Here is a 17368-nt window from a genome sequence, read left to right as displayed (position 1 = left end):
CGTTGGCATTCCTGGAGAGACTTGGTATGTCCTACCCTATAAGAAAGATGTATCAGGTGATGAAGTATTATCCTGGTCTAGCTTTGACTGGTGGGGTAAGAACGGAGGTGCTCCTGGTGATGATCCAATAAAGTTTAAACGTATAAGCCCATATGGTGTCACTGGAGCTGTAGGCTATGCTCTGGGTGACACTAGGATAGAGCTTGGAGTGATTGGGCAAGAGTTTTCTGTTTCTGAGATTAGTGGTAGACATTGGAAACAAGGAAACTCCTTGTTCTTGTTGCTAGGGAAGCGTAGTGCAGATCTTGGAGGCTAAACTGGATTTATGCTGTTATCAGTGATGCGCAAGCGCACGAAGTGCCGTTCTAGCCCCTCAAAATTCCTGTCGTCAACGTCTGTGATCCATGTTTGGCATCCCACGTCTTTTATGGTCTGCACAAGCTCTTGCTTATGCGTATAATCCAAATGCGACATGATGTCGTCCAGCAACATTATGGGGGCCTGGTTGTGTACCTTGCGCTTCGCAACTGCTGCTGTCAACAACAGCGATAGCAGGAGGATTTTTTGTTCTCCGGTTGAGCAGTTACTTGCTGCGAGGTTTTTATCTGCGTTTGATATCTGAAAATGATCATTGTGGATGCCAAATGAGGTGAGCTGTCCATGCATGTCCTTCATTCTACTGTTTCCCAGCTGCTGCATGTACCGACTTACCGCATGTTCCTGGCTTTCTAACAGCTCGAAAACCGCACTATCTAGGTGTATGTTGAACTTCAAAAATGGGGAGTTAATGTCATTATCTGCCATGGTTTTTTGTAAAATCTCAAGTGCGTTGAGCCGCATCCGAGCGATGCAAACCCCACTTGCAGCCATGACATTTTCCAAACTCGTAAGCCAATTGACGTCCTGTGGGGCCTCGCGCAGAATCTTTCTTCTGTCACGCTTTGCCTTTTCGTACCGGACTATGTGAGAGGAATAATCTTTGTCGAATATGTGCACGACCCTGTCAAAAAACCTTAGGCGCTCTGATGGTGCTTTGAGTAAAATATGGTCCAACTGCGGCATGAGCCACACTATGCATAGCATATTGTGTAGGGTACTGTAGAGACCGGCCTTCTCGTCTATAAGCAGGCGACGTTTATTTTCGTGCTTTGTGATACTAACCGAACATTGTGCGTTACCACTCAGTACCGCATGGTGCACACTCCAGGGAGCGCTCGACTCACGGTTTTGCATACAAGCTGCACTGACATTGCGCAATCCGGGGCCCTTCGACAGCAAAGATATTGCCTCTAAAATGTTAGTTTTGCCTGATCCATTTTCTCCCAACAGCACAACTGAATGCCCGTGGCTTTCCAGTTCGGCCCTTGTGTAATTCCGGAAGTTACACAACTTAATGCTTTGAATACACGATCTTGGACTGGGGGACATATTAAGATCTTACGATAACAGCCCAAAACGCCAGGCTGGGAGGGCTTTTTGTATGCGCAGCTTGTTTCCTGCCTCTTCGGCTGTGTGCGAGGAAGGACCGCACGGCGCAGCTCTACCGACCTCCCGTTCAACATACGCTGGCATGCAGTGCAAAAGCATATGGCCATGCTTCGCAAGCGCAATAAGAAATTCATCGACCTGATGGTTATTCAGCACGTCTAGGTTAGTGGGGTTGCCCATCGAATGCCAAGAGTCAGAAGTGACAACATCTGCATCCGAAGCCGCATGCGCCAGCTCTGGCTCATAAGCGATGTCTGCACCTTCTTGTTGTGCGTCTTTCCGGGCCATGTTATCTGAGCACCGTAGAGTGGGTGTCAGAAGCCTAAACTTCAAAGCAGCGGCAGCCCGCACCTGGGAACTCAATACGTTGGTATTGCCGCACACCCACGCAACAGTTTGCCCGAAAATTGCACACCACTTTGTTGCCGCATAAGTTAAGATGCCAGCCAGCACCCGATACGGATGGCTCTTTTTGATGAGCGCATTGATCATCTGCACATTGCTGCGCAGTTTCATCTCCAGCAGAGCGGCGTGGCTTGCTGTACGCGGCACCATAAGGTCTACGTACTGCGACGATGCGGCATCGCGTACCGATTCACCCCTGTGTGGGTACACTTCACTTGCTCCGAGCACTATTATCCCGCTGCCCTTCTGGTTTATGTTGCCCTCAAAGGAAGCCCTGGTACGCGCGGAGGACTGACAAAGCGCCATGGCAATGTTTTTGCGCACAAGCGTGCCCGCCAACTTGTTGTACACCGTTTTGGTTTTTAGTTCAAAGCCTGAGATAACCCACATGCTTGCGCTGCTACAGCAGCCAATGTCGACGAGAGACCCTACCCCAGTTCCAGCAACACCCACGCCCTTACCTGCCCAACCTACACTAGAACTTCACTCTAACAATAGACACAAAAAACAGCACAACCACAAGCGCTAACAACAGCGCGAACACAGTGCAATTTTTTATTTTCCTTTTGTGTAAGAACTCCGCATCCACTGCAACTACTCCAGAATTCGCTGGCAGCCAAGGACAGCAACATTCTAGGGTTTCACCACAAAGGATGGTGAATGTCAAGAGGTTTGCATGTTGCCTGCGTGCTAAAATGACGTAAAACGCCCTACAAGCGCTTGTAACACAGCGTACCTGGGTCCACTGCCTGCGCCCGCAGCAGCACCGGAACAGGGCGATTATTGCTCCAGCGCACGCCAGCGCGGCCGGCTGACACGTAGGGAGCGTGGGGGTATAGGCAGGCTCCTGGCTTGCCCGCATCTACTGCGTGCAAAACTGGCGCCACACCAGCACAGAGCAAGTGGAGATAAGCGGCACCGCCACCCCGCAGGCGCCCATGCCGGGCCCCAGCACGGAGATTAGATATCACCGGAAACAGGGAGTCTCAGGGAACTCAATAACTCTGCTGTGATGTCACTTTGGAATGTGTGGCCTTATGAATGACAGTGCACATCCCAACAAATGCCTAAGGCCGCCGAAAACAAATCCGCATGGCCCCTTACACCACACCCCAACGTTATGATGACTAGCGGCACTACGTGCCACGCTAGCTGGCTTCGAAACAGCTGGGCGACTATGTTGCGTAGATGCAGCTGTCCGCCGTGCCCGCGCAACAGCGCGTGTGCTCTTTACCGCTGTGCGATCTTTCGGTGTTGCGGCTGCACGCGCCTTTTTTGTGCTGACTGTGCGCTTGCTACTTGTAGCCTTTGTCGCCTTGGTGCTACTTTTGGGCTTACTGCCGATAGTCTGTGACATGAATTAAACTCCCCCTTTGCGTTTGGAACAACCTCGGATTGTAGCTAAATGCTGTTGAGCCAACCCTAAATTGTGAAAACCCGGTGAAATTCTCGTCCATAACAGTTTGTAATTTCTTAATAATGGAGTTACAACACGCAACCCGATGCGCCATGCACACCTTTCCTATCAGTACCGGATAGCTGGAACATCTTGGGTTTTTGGATGATACTAGGGGTTTATGGCCATGCTGCTGGCGCCTTCTGGTAGTACGATTTTTGATCATTCATAGAAGGTGGTTGCAACGTTCCCACAAACAACAAACTGGAGGCCGAGCACATTTTGCGTTATTTAGAGTACTCGGAGGTTTTGGGGGTGCTACATATGGCAAACTTTGTAGTTGTAGATGCGTATGGATTTCTCTTCCGCGCGTATTATGCCCTTCCGCAGTTGCATACCTCTCAGGGGGCGCCCATAGGCGGTGTGTACGGATTTATCAATATTCTCTTGAAACATCTACTGACACACAATGCAGACTATATAGCAGTTGTTTTTGATACAGGCTCAAAAAACTTTCGCCACACCCTGTATCCACAGTACAAAATGAACCGACCAAGATTGCCTGAGGATCTGCTCAGACAATTTTCCCCGCTGCGAGAAGCAGTGAGTGCACTGGGCATTGCAAGTGAGGAGGTGCACAATTTTGAGGCGGACGATGTCATAGCTACGCTCAGCACGAAATATGCGTCTGAAGATGTTCAAGTGCGGGTAATCACTGCGGACAAAGATTTGCTACAGCTCATGGGAGAGCACGTGCAGATTTTTGATCCAATTAAGAATAAGTACCTGACAGATGAATATGTAGTTGACAAATTTGGTGTGACTCCTGACAAACTCCTGGACGTTCTCGCTCTAACTGGGGATGCCTCTGACAACATCCCGGGTGTGCCGAGTATTGGTGTAAAAACCGCTGCCAGGCTTATCAACCAATTTGGATCCTTAGATAACGTTTTGAGCTGCGCTGAGAAAGTTGAGCAGAAAAAATGTCGAGAAATGCTCATACAACACGCGGATCAGGCGTTACTCTCACGGGATTTAGTGTCCTTACAACGAGCAGTCGAGTTCGATGGAGACTTGAATAAGTATGCCAAAAAACTGCCTGACTCGGAGCAGCTGCTCGCTTTCTTAGAAAAGTACGAGCTAAACTCTCTGCGGGGGAAAATCGAGCAGTGTTACCAGATCTCTCTTGAGTCTCCCGATCGGCAGGGGGGAGCGGGAGAAATGCCGGAATCTCACACCGAAGACCCGGTGGCGTTTTTGCGTAAGTGTGAAAATGTTGGGTTGCTTGCCTTCCACGCAAAAATTGCAGACGGAACCATTAACGAGTTGTCGGTTGCCTATGATAGGGAACATGCGCTCACCGTACGTGGGGATGAGGTACGGAATTTTATGGATGCAGCCAGGCAAATTTTGGCTTCAGATTCTGTACTTAAAATTGTACATGATGCGAAGCTAATTATGCGGCATTTTCCGGATTTAGGGGCGTTCGATGATGTTATGTTGATGTCTTATAGTCTGGATGCGGGCAGTCATGACCACAGTTTGGCGGGTATGGCCTATCGTTACTTGCACCAGAAATTTCCGGCCAGGCTGGCGTGCACCCTTGTGCAGTTGCATGGGGTAATGAGAAACAAACTGCTCTTAGACAGGTTATTCACAGTTTACTACCAACTTGAAAGGCCGCTTGTGCGCGTTCTCTATGAGATGCAAGAAATCGGCGTTGAGGTTGATACAGAAATCTTGAAACAGCTCTCACAAGATTTTCATGGTTCCATACGCTCGCTGGAAAAGGAAATATATGACCTTGCTGGATGCAAGTTCAATGTTGCGTCCGCAAGGCAACTAGGCAAGCTTTTGTTTGAACGTATGGGGCTCAGCAGCAGTGCGAAGAAAATGCCGTCCGGGTCTTATTCTACGAATGCTGAGGTGCTTACAGAGCTTGCTGCAGAAGGGGTAGAAATTGCAGACAAGGTGCTGAAGTGGCGGCATTTTTCCAAGCTAAAAAGTACTTACGTTGACGCTTTGCTAAGACAGGTTGAGACCGGAACTAAGCGGGTACACACCAGCTATTCTATGATTTCTACTGCTACTGGTAGAATAAGCTCGAGCAACCCGAATCTGCAGAATATACCCATCAGGAGCAAAGAAGGCACCGAAATCAGAAAAGCGTTTGTAGCGCGTGAAGGCCACAAGCTAGTATCGGCAGATTATTCCCAGATGGAGCTGAAAATTATGGCCCACATTGCCGGGGTGCAGGCCTTCAGAGACGCCTTCTCCGAGGGAAAGGATATCCACATGGTGACGGCACAGCAAATTTTTGGTGATGGAGTCACAGATCCGGAACTCAGGAGAAGGGCGAAGTCTATAAATTTCGGGATCATATACGGTATGAGCCCATTTGGATTGGCAAAGAATGTCGGCATTACTAGGCAAGAGGCCAGCCAGTACGTAGCACAGTATTTTCGCTCTTATCCGGAGATCAAAAACTATATGGAGGCAATCAAAGCCTATGCAAGGAAGTATGGGTATACTAGAACAGCCTTTGGTAGGAAATGTTACATTTCTGGTATAAACAGCGAGCAACACACAGTCAGAGGTTTTGCAGAGCGTGCCGCGATTAATGCTCCAATACAGGGTACCGCTGCAGATGTTGTTAAAAAAGCGATGATAAATTTACGTAATAAACTCGAGGTTGGCGCAATAATTTTGCAAGTACACGACGAACTTCTAGTTGAGGTGCCCGAGAGCCATGTGGATAGGGTTGCAAAGTTGATGAAAGAAGTGATGGAGGGTGTCGCAAATTTTTCCGTGCCACTCAAGGTTGATATCGGGGTTGGTAGCAGTTGGGGTAGCATGGCAAAATTGGAGTCAGTATAAACGGCGGCGCTCTGTTGACGTCTACTCGGGTTATGGCTGATGTTAATTATTAGTCTAACTGCGCAACCGGTTTTGTTTGACAGGGTTACATCTTGAAAGACGGGACCTAAGAGCTATAATGCGCGAGAGTCGTGTTTGTTGGTTGGTTGTCTTGTTGGCCAAGAAAGAGGATTTTTTAAAGACTCCTAACGGCGGGCCCGAAGCCGCTAAGGGCGTAGTTGTTTCTGCTTCTATTCTATCTGCAGACTTTGCAAACCTTAGTGCGTCAGTCGCTGCAGTAGAGGCTGCTGGAGTTGACTGGCTGCATGTTGATGTTATGGATGGGTGCTTTGTGCCAAACCTAACGGTGGGCCCCGTGGTTATTGCTGGTATCAAAAAGTGCACTCGCCTAGTGTTGGATGTACACTTGATGGTTCAAACTCCGGCCCTGCACTTACGGAGTGTAATAGATGCCGGGGCTGATATCATCACCGTACATGCGGAGTCAGATGTGCACCTTTACAGGTTTGTGCGAGAGGTAAAATCCCACGGGAAAAAAGTGGGAGTGTCCCTGGTCCCTAAAACTCACCATAGCGCACTGGAATACGTGATACATGAACTGGACCTTGTGCTTGTGATGTCTGTAGATCCGGGGTTCGCGGGCCAAGAGTTTCTTACATCACAGCTGCGCAAAATAGAAAAAATCCGTACCATGGTGGAGAAGTACTCCTTGCCAACCAAGATATCGGTGGATGGGGGCGTCACTACGGAAAATGTCGGATCTATTGTCAACGCAGGTGCTGATGTGGTAGTGGTTGGTACATCACTTTTCAAATCTGCTAACATGTATAAAGTAGTGCAGGCCTTGAAGTCATTTTAGAAATATTGTGAGGTAGAGTTGAACGCTGTTGCAACAATTTTTGCTGCTGTTGGCAGGTACTTTATCGGGTTGGTTGTACCAGTGGGCAGGATGTCGATTTTCTGTGCGAAATCTGTGGCACTTGGCGCTCTCCCCCCTTACTACTTCCCAATAGCAGCGAGGCAGTTTTTTGAGATGTGGTTCTTCTCTCTTCCTATTGTTGGGATGACCGCGCTGTTTACTGGAGGCGCGCTGGTGCTGCAAGATACTCTAGTGGGGGGCGGTAAGGTCGCAGCACACTTTATGGCTGGTATAGTAACCGTTGCGATAGTTCGGGAACTTGGGCCGGTGTTGATAGGGCTGATTGTTGCAGGAAGAGTTGGCGCTGCAGTTGCTGCAGAAATAGGGACAATGCGCATTACAGAACAGATTGATGCTCTGGATACTCTTGAAGCTGACCCCTTCCAGTATCTAGTGGCGCCCCGGGTTATCGCCCTCATGGTCGCGATGCCTGTGCTTATCATATACACAGATTTTTTGGGGATATTTGGTGGGTACGCTGTCGGCACATTGGGTCTGGGTTATAATCCAAACGAGTATATAGGGGGTGTCGCTGAATTTTTGCGCTTCAAGGATGTGACCGAGGGTTTAGTCAAGGCAGTGTCCTTCGGGTTTGTAATTGCGATGGTGGGGTGCTATAGCGGGTATTATTGCAGTGGGGGAGCCAGAGGAGTTGGTGCTGCAACTACCAACACAGTTGTTTCATCTTCCATGCTCATCGTACTGCTTAACTATGTAATTACGGTTTTTTACGCGTAGTGCCATGTATGCTGTATCCATATCTGATTTGCACATGACTTTCCGCGACAAAAAGGTGCTCCAGGGTGTTAACCTCAACATCCCGTGGGGGGAATCCCTGGTAATTCTGGGGGAATCCGGTAGCGGGAAGTCAGTACTGACTAAAATAGTGCTGGGGCTCATCACACCAACCGCCGGTAGTGTGACAATAGACGGAGTGGATGTGTCGCACCATCAGCAGAATACGAAGAAATTTAGCGTTCTATTCCAAAATTGTGCACTGTTTGACAGCCTTACCGTGTGGGAGAATGTGGTTTTTAATTTTCGCAGAAGGTTGGGCATTAGTGCGAACCAGGCCAAAGAGCTGGCACAGTGTGGGCTGGAAATGGTAGGTTTGGACTCTAGCGTCATGGATGTTTATCCCGTAGCTCTTTCTGGGGGTATGAAAAAAAGGGTCGCGCTTGCCCGTGCGATAATCGGGCGGCCGAAGATCTTGATTTTGGATGAGCCGACTTCCGGGCTCGACCCTATAATGTCTGATGTGGTGAGTGATATCATCATGCAATGCCACGCGGAGCTCAAGCTGACTGTCATCACCATAACGCACGATATTGATAGCGCGCTCAGGATAGCGGATAAAATTGCGGTGCTAAAAGACGGGAAGATTATTGCGTGCGAAGGGGTGAGTGACATACAAAACAGCACGGACCCGTACGTAGTGAAGTTCATGCGGCTTGCCTACTAATAGTACACATGCTTTTGTGCGGGTGGTAGGGTGTTTCGTGCACTCTCAGAATATTTCATTGGTGAACGTAACGTCCTGCGTAGTATACTCCCGCCTGTGCCCATGTGTTAACACGTTGGGTCGCTGTTGGCAATTGTGAGCCCTTTAATGTTGAATGCTGAAGACCTAGGTGGGCATGCACACGCCTTTGCACGTACATTGGCGGACATGCCTGTGGAGGAAATACTATCCCGCGATGGCAACGACAGCCCGCTTGCCATACTAATGGATGCCATGCTACCCAGCTCTCAGGAAAATGGGACGTTGAGCGATTTGTGGGCAATGTTCCGCTCAACAATAACTGGTGGTAGATATGGGGCGTCGAGGCCTGATAATACCGCCGGCCCCAGCGGTGCACGGGCACGCCGGCCAATACGGAGTTTACCTGCGAGAAGTATATCTGCTGGTGCTGATGATCCAGTATCGAGGAGAGATCGTCGCATTCCTGCAATTATTGAATGTGTTGGAATAATAGCAGACAAAATAGAACAAGCGCGCTTGGCATCCATGCAAAAGGGAAGAGTTACACATGCGGTGTTTGTTAGTAGCGTTGAGCGATTTTTACAACAGGAACACGTATGCATGCGCAGGTGCGATGACGGCTCTATGGAAGTTCATAGAAGCTTCACTTACATGCTGTGTCTGCAATATCTCATGCCAGGTAATGCGGAAGACAGACAGAATCTCATGTTCGAGCTTGTAAAGAAGTTTTTGATAGGCTTCTCAAGATATGCGTTGGATGCCCGCGGCGCGCGAGCCATTCATTACGCTTTGTCTTTGTGTGGCGGTAAGTACGAAAGGGAGTTCATGGTTCAGATCGTACGCCCATTGGTTGCACGGGAAGCCAGACGCTTCCGAACAGAATGTACCAGCGGTTCGTTTTTTGAAGCACTAAGGGACCAAGAAGGCAATGGGCCGCTACGTTATGCGCTGGGCTCGGTATACTGCTCTGAAAGTGCGGTAAGATACGCGCTCCTATACCTTGATCGCATCAGTACACCGAGAGACCCTTCGTTTCTGCAAGAATTTATTACTGGGATACCCTACTATGCACTTTTTTATTCTCTGAGCGAGGATTGTGAGAGATTCAAACTTGCGTTTATGCAGTCAAACGCAGAACTAAGAAATAGCATCGGTTGGTTACAAGGTAGGGTTGGTTCCCGTAACATAGACCTACACGAGGTAGCAAGAATTATACGGAGCCGCCTGGAGCATACAGATGGTATTGCTGAAAGAGCGAGAATTTTCAACACAAGATTTTGCAATGTATTGCACATGTTGTGTGCTCAGGATGACAGAATCCGCGGCAACAATGTGCTATTACGGCACGAGGAGTTTGCACCAATTCAGGAGTTTTTTGCTCGTTGTAGACAGAAGCTAAATCGCATACGCACTGAGTCAGATGTGGAATCTCGCCTCTTGGATGACGTAATACGCGGCCACCTGAGCGAGCTTTTTAGCTTTTGTGAAAACGGGCGCAACCGTATTGGTGCAAGAGCGGTGGTTGGCGAATTAGTGGAATATGTTCTTAGTGATAATGCCTATGTGAGGCGGGTTAGTATATGTGCGGACTACACGCGCAGGCTGCTCTGCCGCGACGAAGCGGGGAGCGATGCCAACGGGTGGGCGTATGACACGTACACCATGGTAGTGAATAGTTTTTTTGCTATGGTGTGCTCAGCGTGCAAGCTATCTTCAAGGTTTTTCCTCGAGCATGCAGAAGTATGTAGCGGTTTTTCAGAGGCGAGGCGTGTTTACGCTCGTGAGCACCGGATATTCAAAGCATTCTGCTATTTCTTCCCCAGTGCGGGAGGCGTAATATTGGTGTGCGCGCTCTCAGGGATTGTTGCCTGCAGCAAGGCCCCACTACACACCAAAATGTGGCAGATGTTTGGTATTGTGTGGGTCACATTCCTGGTATGCACGGCCTTATATACTTACTGTGCACTGGAAAAAGCGGAGATTGAGCGCAGGATGCTAGAACTTAGGCGCAGCTCTGAGGACTATATTCTTGGCGTAATACGGTGTGGGGAGAATACACTCAGAAATGCTCCAAGTGTACCACCAGTGCCGGCTGCTACCGGCACGCACTTACGTGCTGTTACATGTACACCCCCTTGGGAGCAAATTACCAGCGCTGAAAACGCAGCACGTGGCTTGCGGTGTTGATGGCCTGCAGTCTAGCGCATGTGCGTTTCACAGGCCATCACTACTGCCTAACGCTTTCAGGTAAAAATCTTCCGCTAAAATCGCCTCTGCAGGGCACTATTCAGTAGCGCACTAAGCTTGGATTTACATTGTGAATTGGGAAACGGCTCTAAAAATCTGTTAGCTGCATCTACATATTCCGCAGCAAATTTTGTGGCTTTTTGTACGATGTTTAGAGATGTGATGTAAGAATGCGCAGTTTCAATATCTGCGGTCCTGCCAGCTAGAGCGCCCCTCAACATTTCTTTCCCGGCCGAATCTGCCTCCTCGTATGCCATAATCAGTGGTAAAGTAACCTGGCCGTTGTTAAGGTCCTGACCTGTGTGCCTTCCCCCACTGCTCATGCTGTGCCGTGTAATCGAGCAAGTCGTCCACTATTTGAAATGTTATACCGAAATTATGCCCAAAATCCCTCAACGCTTCCCGGTTGCCGTGTGGGCTTTCAGACAAAACACCCGCGGATTCGCAGGTTGCGGAGAACAAAGCAGCGGTTTTTGCGGATATTATTTCTATGTATTTCTCGCGCGTGATATCCAAATTTTTGCTATACACCATCTGTTGTATCTCCCCGGCAACTATTGTGCGGGATGCTCCGGAGAGCACGGTGAGAAGCTCAAAATTACCACATGACACTATCCACTGAAAAGCGGCAGCCAAGAGGAAATCTCCCACCAAAATGCTGGCCTTGTTTCCCCATAAGCTGTTCGATGTTTTTGCGCCACGGCGCAGTTCACTTTGGTCTACGACGTCATCATGCAATAAAGTTGCGCTGTGTATAAATTCTATTGCGGCAGCAATGCGGATTCTACGCTCATCTGCTAGTGCCAGCATCTTACATACAGCAAGCAGTAAAATCGGCCGTATACGCTTGCCCCCAGAGAGCATAAGATGGCTGACTATGTCGGCGATGTATGAGATGTCACTATTGCTTGTGTCGACTATGAGCTGCTCCATTGCCTGCAGGTCTTCTAGCACCAAGCTTTTGAGGTCAATCAACGCTCTGTTAAACGCATCTGACATACTTTCCCACTAACGATAAATGTAAATAATTGCTGCAAGGGATACCACGAATGAGACCATAGCAATAACCCACGCTCTAGTTACTATGGTAGCTTCTTTTAGGCCAGCCTTTTCAAAGTGGTGATGTATGGGCGCTACCAGAAAAATTTTGCGTCCCTTTGTGAGCTTACAATAAGCCACTTGTGCCATACTGGAAATAGCTTCTGCGACGAATATACAACCTGAGATTGCGTAGATAAATTCGCACTTTAGCATTACACTCATCAACCCCAGCGATGCTCCGAGCGACAGACTACCCAAGTCTCCCATAAATACCTGAGCTGGATGCGCGTTGAACCATAGAAAGCTTAGTGCACTTCCCACAAGCGCCGAACAAAATATTGGTATATTTGCGCCAACCACGCCAGGGGGCTCCGCACCAAATTGCAGTGATAAATGGCCTATAATTCCCAAAATTGCTGTGGAAGTGATAATCGGCAGGGTTGCAAGCCCGTCGAGCCCGTCCGTCAGGTTTACAGAATTTGATGACCCAACCACAACGATATATGCAAAGGGCATATATGCCCATCCCAGATCTATCAACCCCTTGGAAAATATGTGTGTGCTAGTAAAGCTATCGGAGGTGTACGAGAGGAAGATCAGTGCCGCAGATGCTATCAACAGCTGGGCAAATAACTTTGCTTCCAGGCTGATACCCTGCGGGTTCTGCCGAGTGAATTTCAAATAGTCATCCACTCCTCCAAGTATTGCGAAAGCAACCATGGTTGTCAGTATCACCCATATGTCGCGATCGTGTAGATCACCGAATATTGCTGTGGATAATATGCATGGCAAGAGTATGATGACGCCACCCATGGATGGTATGCCGCTTTTCTTTGCAAGATGTGCTGCGGGAAAACAACTGCGGACGGGATTCCTACCCTTTTGGATATTTTTCAGTGCAGCTATGGTGCGGGGCGCTATTACGAATCCTAGAATTGTTGAAAGCAAAAAACTGCAAAAATAGGGTTGGGCAACCTTCCCTATCGGGCTGAACACAGCGCCGCCCTCAAAGAGCGTAGTAGTTGCTAAACTCTACCGGGTGTGGATATGACCGCAGGTTGTCAACCTCTGATCTCTTGAGCTGGATGTAGGATTCTATCTGCTCGTTAGTGAAAACTTCGCCCTGTAGGAGAAAGTCCCGGTCTTTATCCAGAGATGTTAGCGCCTCTTCCAAAGAGGTGGGAACAGACAGCAAGTCACGCGTTTCTGACTCTTCCATGCTGTACAAACATTTGCCACTTACTTCATGAGGATGCACCTTGTGCTTAATGCCATCTAACCCCGCCATTAGCTGCGCGGCAAAACACAAGTACGGGTTCGCGAGCGGGTCCGGAAACCTGACCTCTATCCTCGTGGAGCCTCCGTCTGGTATACACGGTATGCGAATTGCTGCAGACCTGTTCTCGTGCGAATACACCAACCACGTAGGGGCTTCAAAATTCGGTAGAAGCCGTTTGTAGCTGTTAGTAGATGGATTCGCAAATGCACTCAAAGCCCTACCATGCTTTATTACACCACCTATGTAATGCAAACACAGCTCAGACAGCCCCCTATTGCTACCGGAAAATATGTTATTCCCGTCCTTCCACAGAGATTGATGGCAGTGCATACCGCTGCCATTATCTCCGCGCACGGGTTTCGGCATGAAAGTTACGCTTTTGCCGTAAGAACTTGCCACGTTTCGGAGCACATACTTACACTTCTGTACATTGTCTGCGCTCGTGACGAGCTCTGCGTACCGGAACCCAATTTCACACTGCGATGCTGCAACTTCATGGTGATGGAGCAACGGTGTGACCCCAACTTCAGACAACATGGCAAGCATTTCCGACCGTACATCGTGCAGAGAATCTACCGGTGCGAGCCGCATGTATCCGTCTTTTGCCTTCATGCGGTACCCATGGTTTGAAAAGCACCCTCGGGAACCAAGCCCCCCATCTTCCTGGCTGGCTAACTTAAAATATGTGTTATAAGGGTCCGTGCCAAAACGCACGTGGTCGAACACAAAAAACTCCAGTTCGGTGCCGAAAAAGCACTTATCTGCAATCTCGGATGACAGCATATACTCGTACGCCTTGCGTGCTGTATAGCGCGGGTCACGCTGATAATCGTTATGCCCATGTGGGTTTACGACGTTGCAAATTACCGCTAAGGACGGCTGGGGCGAAAACGGGTCTACAAACGCGGTGCTTACGTCTGGCACCAGCAACATGTCAGACTTTTCTATAGGTTGCCACCCGGGTACCGAAGAACTGTCAAATGCAATGCCAGAAGAAAAAACCTCAGCACTCAAGGAGGAAACGCTATATGTTGTATGATGCCACCTTCCAAGAAGGTCGGTAAACCGCCAGTCTATGAATTTGACCGAATTTTTTGCAATGTAGTCCAGCAAGTCCTCTGCGCGTAGGAACATAACGAAGATCCTGAAGATATTTAGTAAAAAGATCGAGTGGAGCGTAACAAATTTTCCGTGTCTTGGCAACAGGAACAGCCAGCACATATTGATTGTAAGTTGCGTGCTGCGAAATGTACGTCCAGAAGACCATTAAGACTTTTGACTTCTGCCGGCAAAGGCGTTACCATCGTGGTGTGGGTTTGCTGACTCTAAGTGTGCTTAGGTCCTGTAGCTCAGTGGTAGAGCAGGTGGCTTTTAATCACCGTGCCGCGCGTTCGATCCGCGCCGGGACCACTGCGTTCTGGCGTTGTTGGGGTGAACAAGCTCATGGAGTTCAAGTCTGGGTTTTTAAATACGCTGCAGGTTAGGGGGTATCTACACCAGTGCACAGATGATGTGGCACTTGATGAACTCATGGCGCTGCAGCCAATAACCGCGTACATAGGGTTCGACTGCACCGCGCGTAGTCTGCACATCGGAAGTCTAATGCAGATTATGGTAATGCGATACCTGCAAAAGTTCGGCCACAAGATAGTTGTGCTTTTGGGGGGAGGCACCACCAAGATTGGTGACCCTTCTGGTAAGGATAAAGCCAGGGCGATGCTTTCTGAAGCGGAAATTGCGGCCAATAAGGCTGGGATCCTGGCCACCATCAACAAATTTTTGAACCAGGGTGACGGCGTTGTTATAGCAGACAATGCTGAATGGCTTGGAGAAGTGCGGTACCTCGAGTTTTTGCGGGAGATTGGCAGCAAATTTTCCGTCAACGCTATGTTGGGCCTAGATAGCGTGCGCAGCCGCCTAGACCGGGACCAAAACCTGAGCTTCTTGGAATTTAGTTACGTTCTACTGCAATCATACGACTTTGTAGAACTGCATCGAAGGCACAAATGTGTGCTACAGATAGGTGGTGCTGACCAGTGGGGCAACATCGTGAATGGCATAGACCTAGGGCGCAAGCTGGGGCTGCCGCAACTCTATGGTTTGACCACCCAACTTTTGCTTACAAGCACTGGGGAGAAGATGGGTAAAACCGCCGATGGGGCGGTATGGCTTGACGCCGAAATGTTTGATCCCGGAAATTACTGGCAGTACTTTCGCAATGTTCCAGATGTGGAAGTCGGCCGCCTACTGCGGCTTTTTACTGAGCTGCCGATGAATGAAATTGCCGAGTTAGAAAACCTGCAGGGTGAAGCAATAAACGAGGCAAAAAAGGTTCTGGCCACTGAGGCTACCGCAATATGTCATGGTAAATCCGCTGCGCTTGCGGCTGAGAACGCGGCTCTACAGGTTTTTGAGCACAATGACGATGCGGGGTTGCCTCACTTCCCCCTGCACAAGAGCCTTATAGCTCAGGGTATATCGGTGGCCAAGCTCCTGCAACTGGCGGGACTGGAAGAGAGTATCAGCGCTGGAAGGAGGCTCATCAAGGGTAGGGGATGTAAAATCAATGGAATGGTAGTCGAAGATGCTGACCATGCGCTGACTCACGCAGACTTTGCGCGCAACAGTGGGTACATAACGGTGTTTTGTGGCAAGAAGCGACGCATCAAGGTGGTTGTGGAAGATTAGAATATGCGGGCTGTTGTACGACAAAATCATAGCCGAGCTGCCGCAGACCGGTCTCCGAACTGCGGACGCGGAGTTGCGGCCATGCCCAGGTGCGTTGCATTGCGTTGGTGGCGTTCACGCAATGGGGGATATGGTGTTTGTGGTAAAAAACAGTGCTTAGTGTTATGCTGTGGCAAAATGTGGGTTGTTTCCTATGATGGATTACGAGAAAGTATTTCTTGAGAAGATACAAGCTATCAAGGAAGAAGGTAGATACAGGGAGTTTACCGGGTTTCGTCGCATTCCAGGAAAGTTCCCATACGCTATTGAATGCCAAACAGAGAAAGTTATCACGCTCTGGTGCAGCAATGACTATTTAGGTATGAGTCAAAACGAACATGTACTCTCCGCTGCGCGTGATGTGAGCGTCAATGTTGGGGCTGGGGGGACCAGAAACATTTCTGGTACCACCAAAGAAGTCATAGAACTAGAACGCTCTCTGGCGGATCTGCACAACAAGCCTGCAGCTCTCGCATTTGTTTGTGGATATGTTGCCAACCAGACTAGCATCAGCACAATTTTGTCGATGATTCCAGACATAGTCGTGTTTTCCGATGCGAAAAATCACTCATCCATGATTGAGGGTATTCGCGCAAGCAACAGGGAGAGACACATCTTCAGACACAATGATGTAGAGCACCTCGAAAGCCTGTTAGAGGCAGCTGGCCCCGGCCCTAAAATCATATTGTTCGAGTCTCTATACTCCATGGATGGGGACATTGCCCCGATCCGGGAGATTTGTGACCTGGCTGATAAGTACAATGCAATCACATATTTGGATGAAGTGCATGCAGTTGGCATGTACGGGGCCCGCGGTGGCGGAATATCAGAACGTGAAGGTTTGGTTGATAGGATCTCAGTAATTCAAGGCACATTGTCCAAGGCTTTTGGAGTCATGGGTGGGTACATAGCGGCCTCAAAGGGGTTGGTGGACGTAGTGAGAAGTTTTGCGCCGGGCTTTATCTTCACGACTGCGATTTCCCCATTGATTGCCGCGTCTGCCAGGGCTAGCGTTGAGCACCTGAAGGTGAGTAACGTGGAACGAGAAAAGCATAGACAAGTTGTGCAGAAGGTCAAAAATGCCATGCTGAATGCGGGCATAGAGTTTGTCATGACTGAAACCCACATAATACCAATAATAGTTGGTGATGCAGAAATCTGCAGGGAAATCTCTGGGGCGCTGCTGCGTGACCATGGTATCTACATTCAGTCAATCAACTACCCAACCGTGCCACACGGTACGGAGCGACTTAGAATTACGCCCACTCCGTTTCACACGGATGACATGATAGAAAAGCTGATTGATGGGCTATTGCAGGTGCTGCAGCGGTTTTCTGTGTCGCTAGTTAAAAGTTGTGTATAGCCTTAGCGCTCTTCTACTTGCCATGCGTTTACGAAGCGGGTGACACCACTTTTTGGGGAAAAACAATAGACCTCGAAGCTGATTTGATGCTCACTGAACTGCGGGTTGCGCGAGAGGAAATATTGCGCTGTTCTCACGACGGA

General features: G+C 49.1%; 12 protein-coding genes, 1 tRNA gene and 1 pseudogene. 9 read left to right on the top strand and 5 right to left on the bottom strand.

Features of this window, described 5'->3' with window-relative positions; genetic code table 11:
• A partial coding sequence (locus GAC_RS03390) for a P44/Msp2 family outer membrane protein (RefSeq protein WP_037349465.1) occupies nucleotides 1-316 on the top strand: 316 nt, incomplete at its 5' end.
• On the opposite strand, the gene recF is transcribed toward GAC_RS03390, so the two are convergent.
• Nucleotides 313-1428, bottom strand: a complete 1116-nt coding sequence (recF, locus tag GAC_RS03385; protein ID WP_012659131.1) for a DNA replication/repair protein RecF — start codon at nucleotides 1426-1428, stop codon at nucleotides 313-315. The genes GAC_RS03390 and recF overlap by 4 nt on opposite strands.
• Before the next feature lie 9 nt (nucleotides 1429-1437).
• Nucleotides 1438-2346, bottom strand: a complete 909-nt coding sequence (locus GAC_RS03380) for a Rossmann-fold NAD(P)-binding domain-containing protein (RefSeq protein ID WP_011114630.1) — start codon at nucleotides 2344-2346, stop codon at nucleotides 1438-1440.
• Between the two features lie 1267 nt (nucleotides 2347-3613).
• On the opposite strand from GAC_RS03380, the gene polA reads away from it, so the two are divergent.
• From polA to GAC_RS03350, 5 genes are all read left to right on the top strand, one after another.
• Entirely contained in the window at nucleotides 3614-6166 is a 2553-nt protein-coding gene (gene polA / locus GAC_RS03370) for a DNA polymerase I (protein ID WP_080510995.1), read from the top strand.
• A gap of 118 nt (nucleotides 6167-6284) precedes the next feature.
• Entirely contained in the window at nucleotides 6285-7025 is a 741-nt protein-coding gene (rpe, locus tag GAC_RS03365; protein WP_225349014.1) for a ribulose-phosphate 3-epimerase, read from the top strand.
• Nucleotides 7026-7043: 18 nt separating this feature from the next.
• Entirely contained in the window at nucleotides 7044-7823 is a 780-nt protein-coding gene (locus GAC_RS03360; protein WP_010266282.1) for an MlaE family ABC transporter permease, read from the top strand.
• Nucleotides 7824-7827: 4 nt separating this feature from the next.
• A complete protein-coding gene (locus GAC_RS03355) occupies nucleotides 7828-8547 on the top strand; it encodes an ABC transporter ATP-binding protein (RefSeq protein WP_010266279.1) in 720 nt (239 codons plus the stop codon).
• 207 nt (nucleotides 8548-8754) lie between these two features.
• Nucleotides 8755-10755 (top strand): hypothetical protein, encoded by a 2001-nt coding sequence (locus GAC_RS03350; RefSeq protein WP_225318128.1) that lies wholly within the window; start codon nucleotides 8755-8757, stop codon nucleotides 10753-10755.
• Between the two features lie 74 nt (nucleotides 10756-10829).
• On the opposite strand, the pseudogene GAC_RS03345 reads toward GAC_RS03350, so the two are convergent.
• From GAC_RS03345 to glnA, 3 genes and pseudogenes are all read right to left on the bottom strand, one after another.
• Nucleotides 10830-11814, bottom strand: a pseudogene (locus tag GAC_RS03345) (polyprenyl synthetase family protein).
• Nucleotides 11815-11823: 9 nt separating this feature from the next.
• Nucleotides 11824-12852, bottom strand: a complete 1029-nt coding sequence (gene mraY, locus GAC_RS03340; protein WP_010268791.1) for a phospho-N-acetylmuramoyl-pentapeptide-transferase — start codon at nucleotides 12850-12852, stop codon at nucleotides 11824-11826.
• Between the two features lie 10 nt (nucleotides 12853-12862).
• Entirely contained in the window at nucleotides 12863-14269 is a 1407-nt protein-coding gene (gene glnA / locus GAC_RS03335; protein ID WP_010266269.1) for a type I glutamate--ammonia ligase, read from the bottom strand.
• Nucleotides 14270-14473: 204 nt separating this feature from the next.
• On the opposite strand from glnA, the gene GAC_RS03330 reads away from it, so the two are divergent.
• The 3 genes from GAC_RS03330 to hemA all read left to right on the top strand — a co-directional run bounded on the left by GAC_RS03330 (nucleotide 14474) and on the right by hemA (nucleotide 17225).
• Nucleotides 14474-14545: transfer RNA gene (locus GAC_RS03330), tRNA-Lys, on the top strand.
• 33 nt (nucleotides 14546-14578) lie between these two features.
• A complete protein-coding gene (gene tyrS / locus GAC_RS03325; protein ID WP_010268783.1) occupies nucleotides 14579-15823 on the top strand; it encodes a tyrosine--tRNA ligase in 1245 nt (414 codons plus the stop codon).
• A 193-nt stretch (nucleotides 15824-16016) separates the two neighbouring features.
• On the top strand, nucleotides 16017-17225 hold the full coding sequence (gene hemA / locus GAC_RS03320) for a 5-aminolevulinate synthase (protein ID WP_010268779.1): 1209 nt from the start codon (nucleotides 16017-16019) through the stop codon (nucleotides 17223-17225).
• Nucleotides 17226-17368 lie beyond the last annotated feature (143 nt).

It is taken from the genome of Anaplasma marginale str. Florida, from assembly GCF_000215485.1.
Lineage (GTDB): Bacteria > Pseudomonadota > Alphaproteobacteria > Rickettsiales > Anaplasmataceae > Anaplasma > Anaplasma marginale.
The sequence above is the reverse complement of the archived record's forward strand: the minus strand, read 5'-3'. Positions and strand labels throughout refer to the sequence as shown.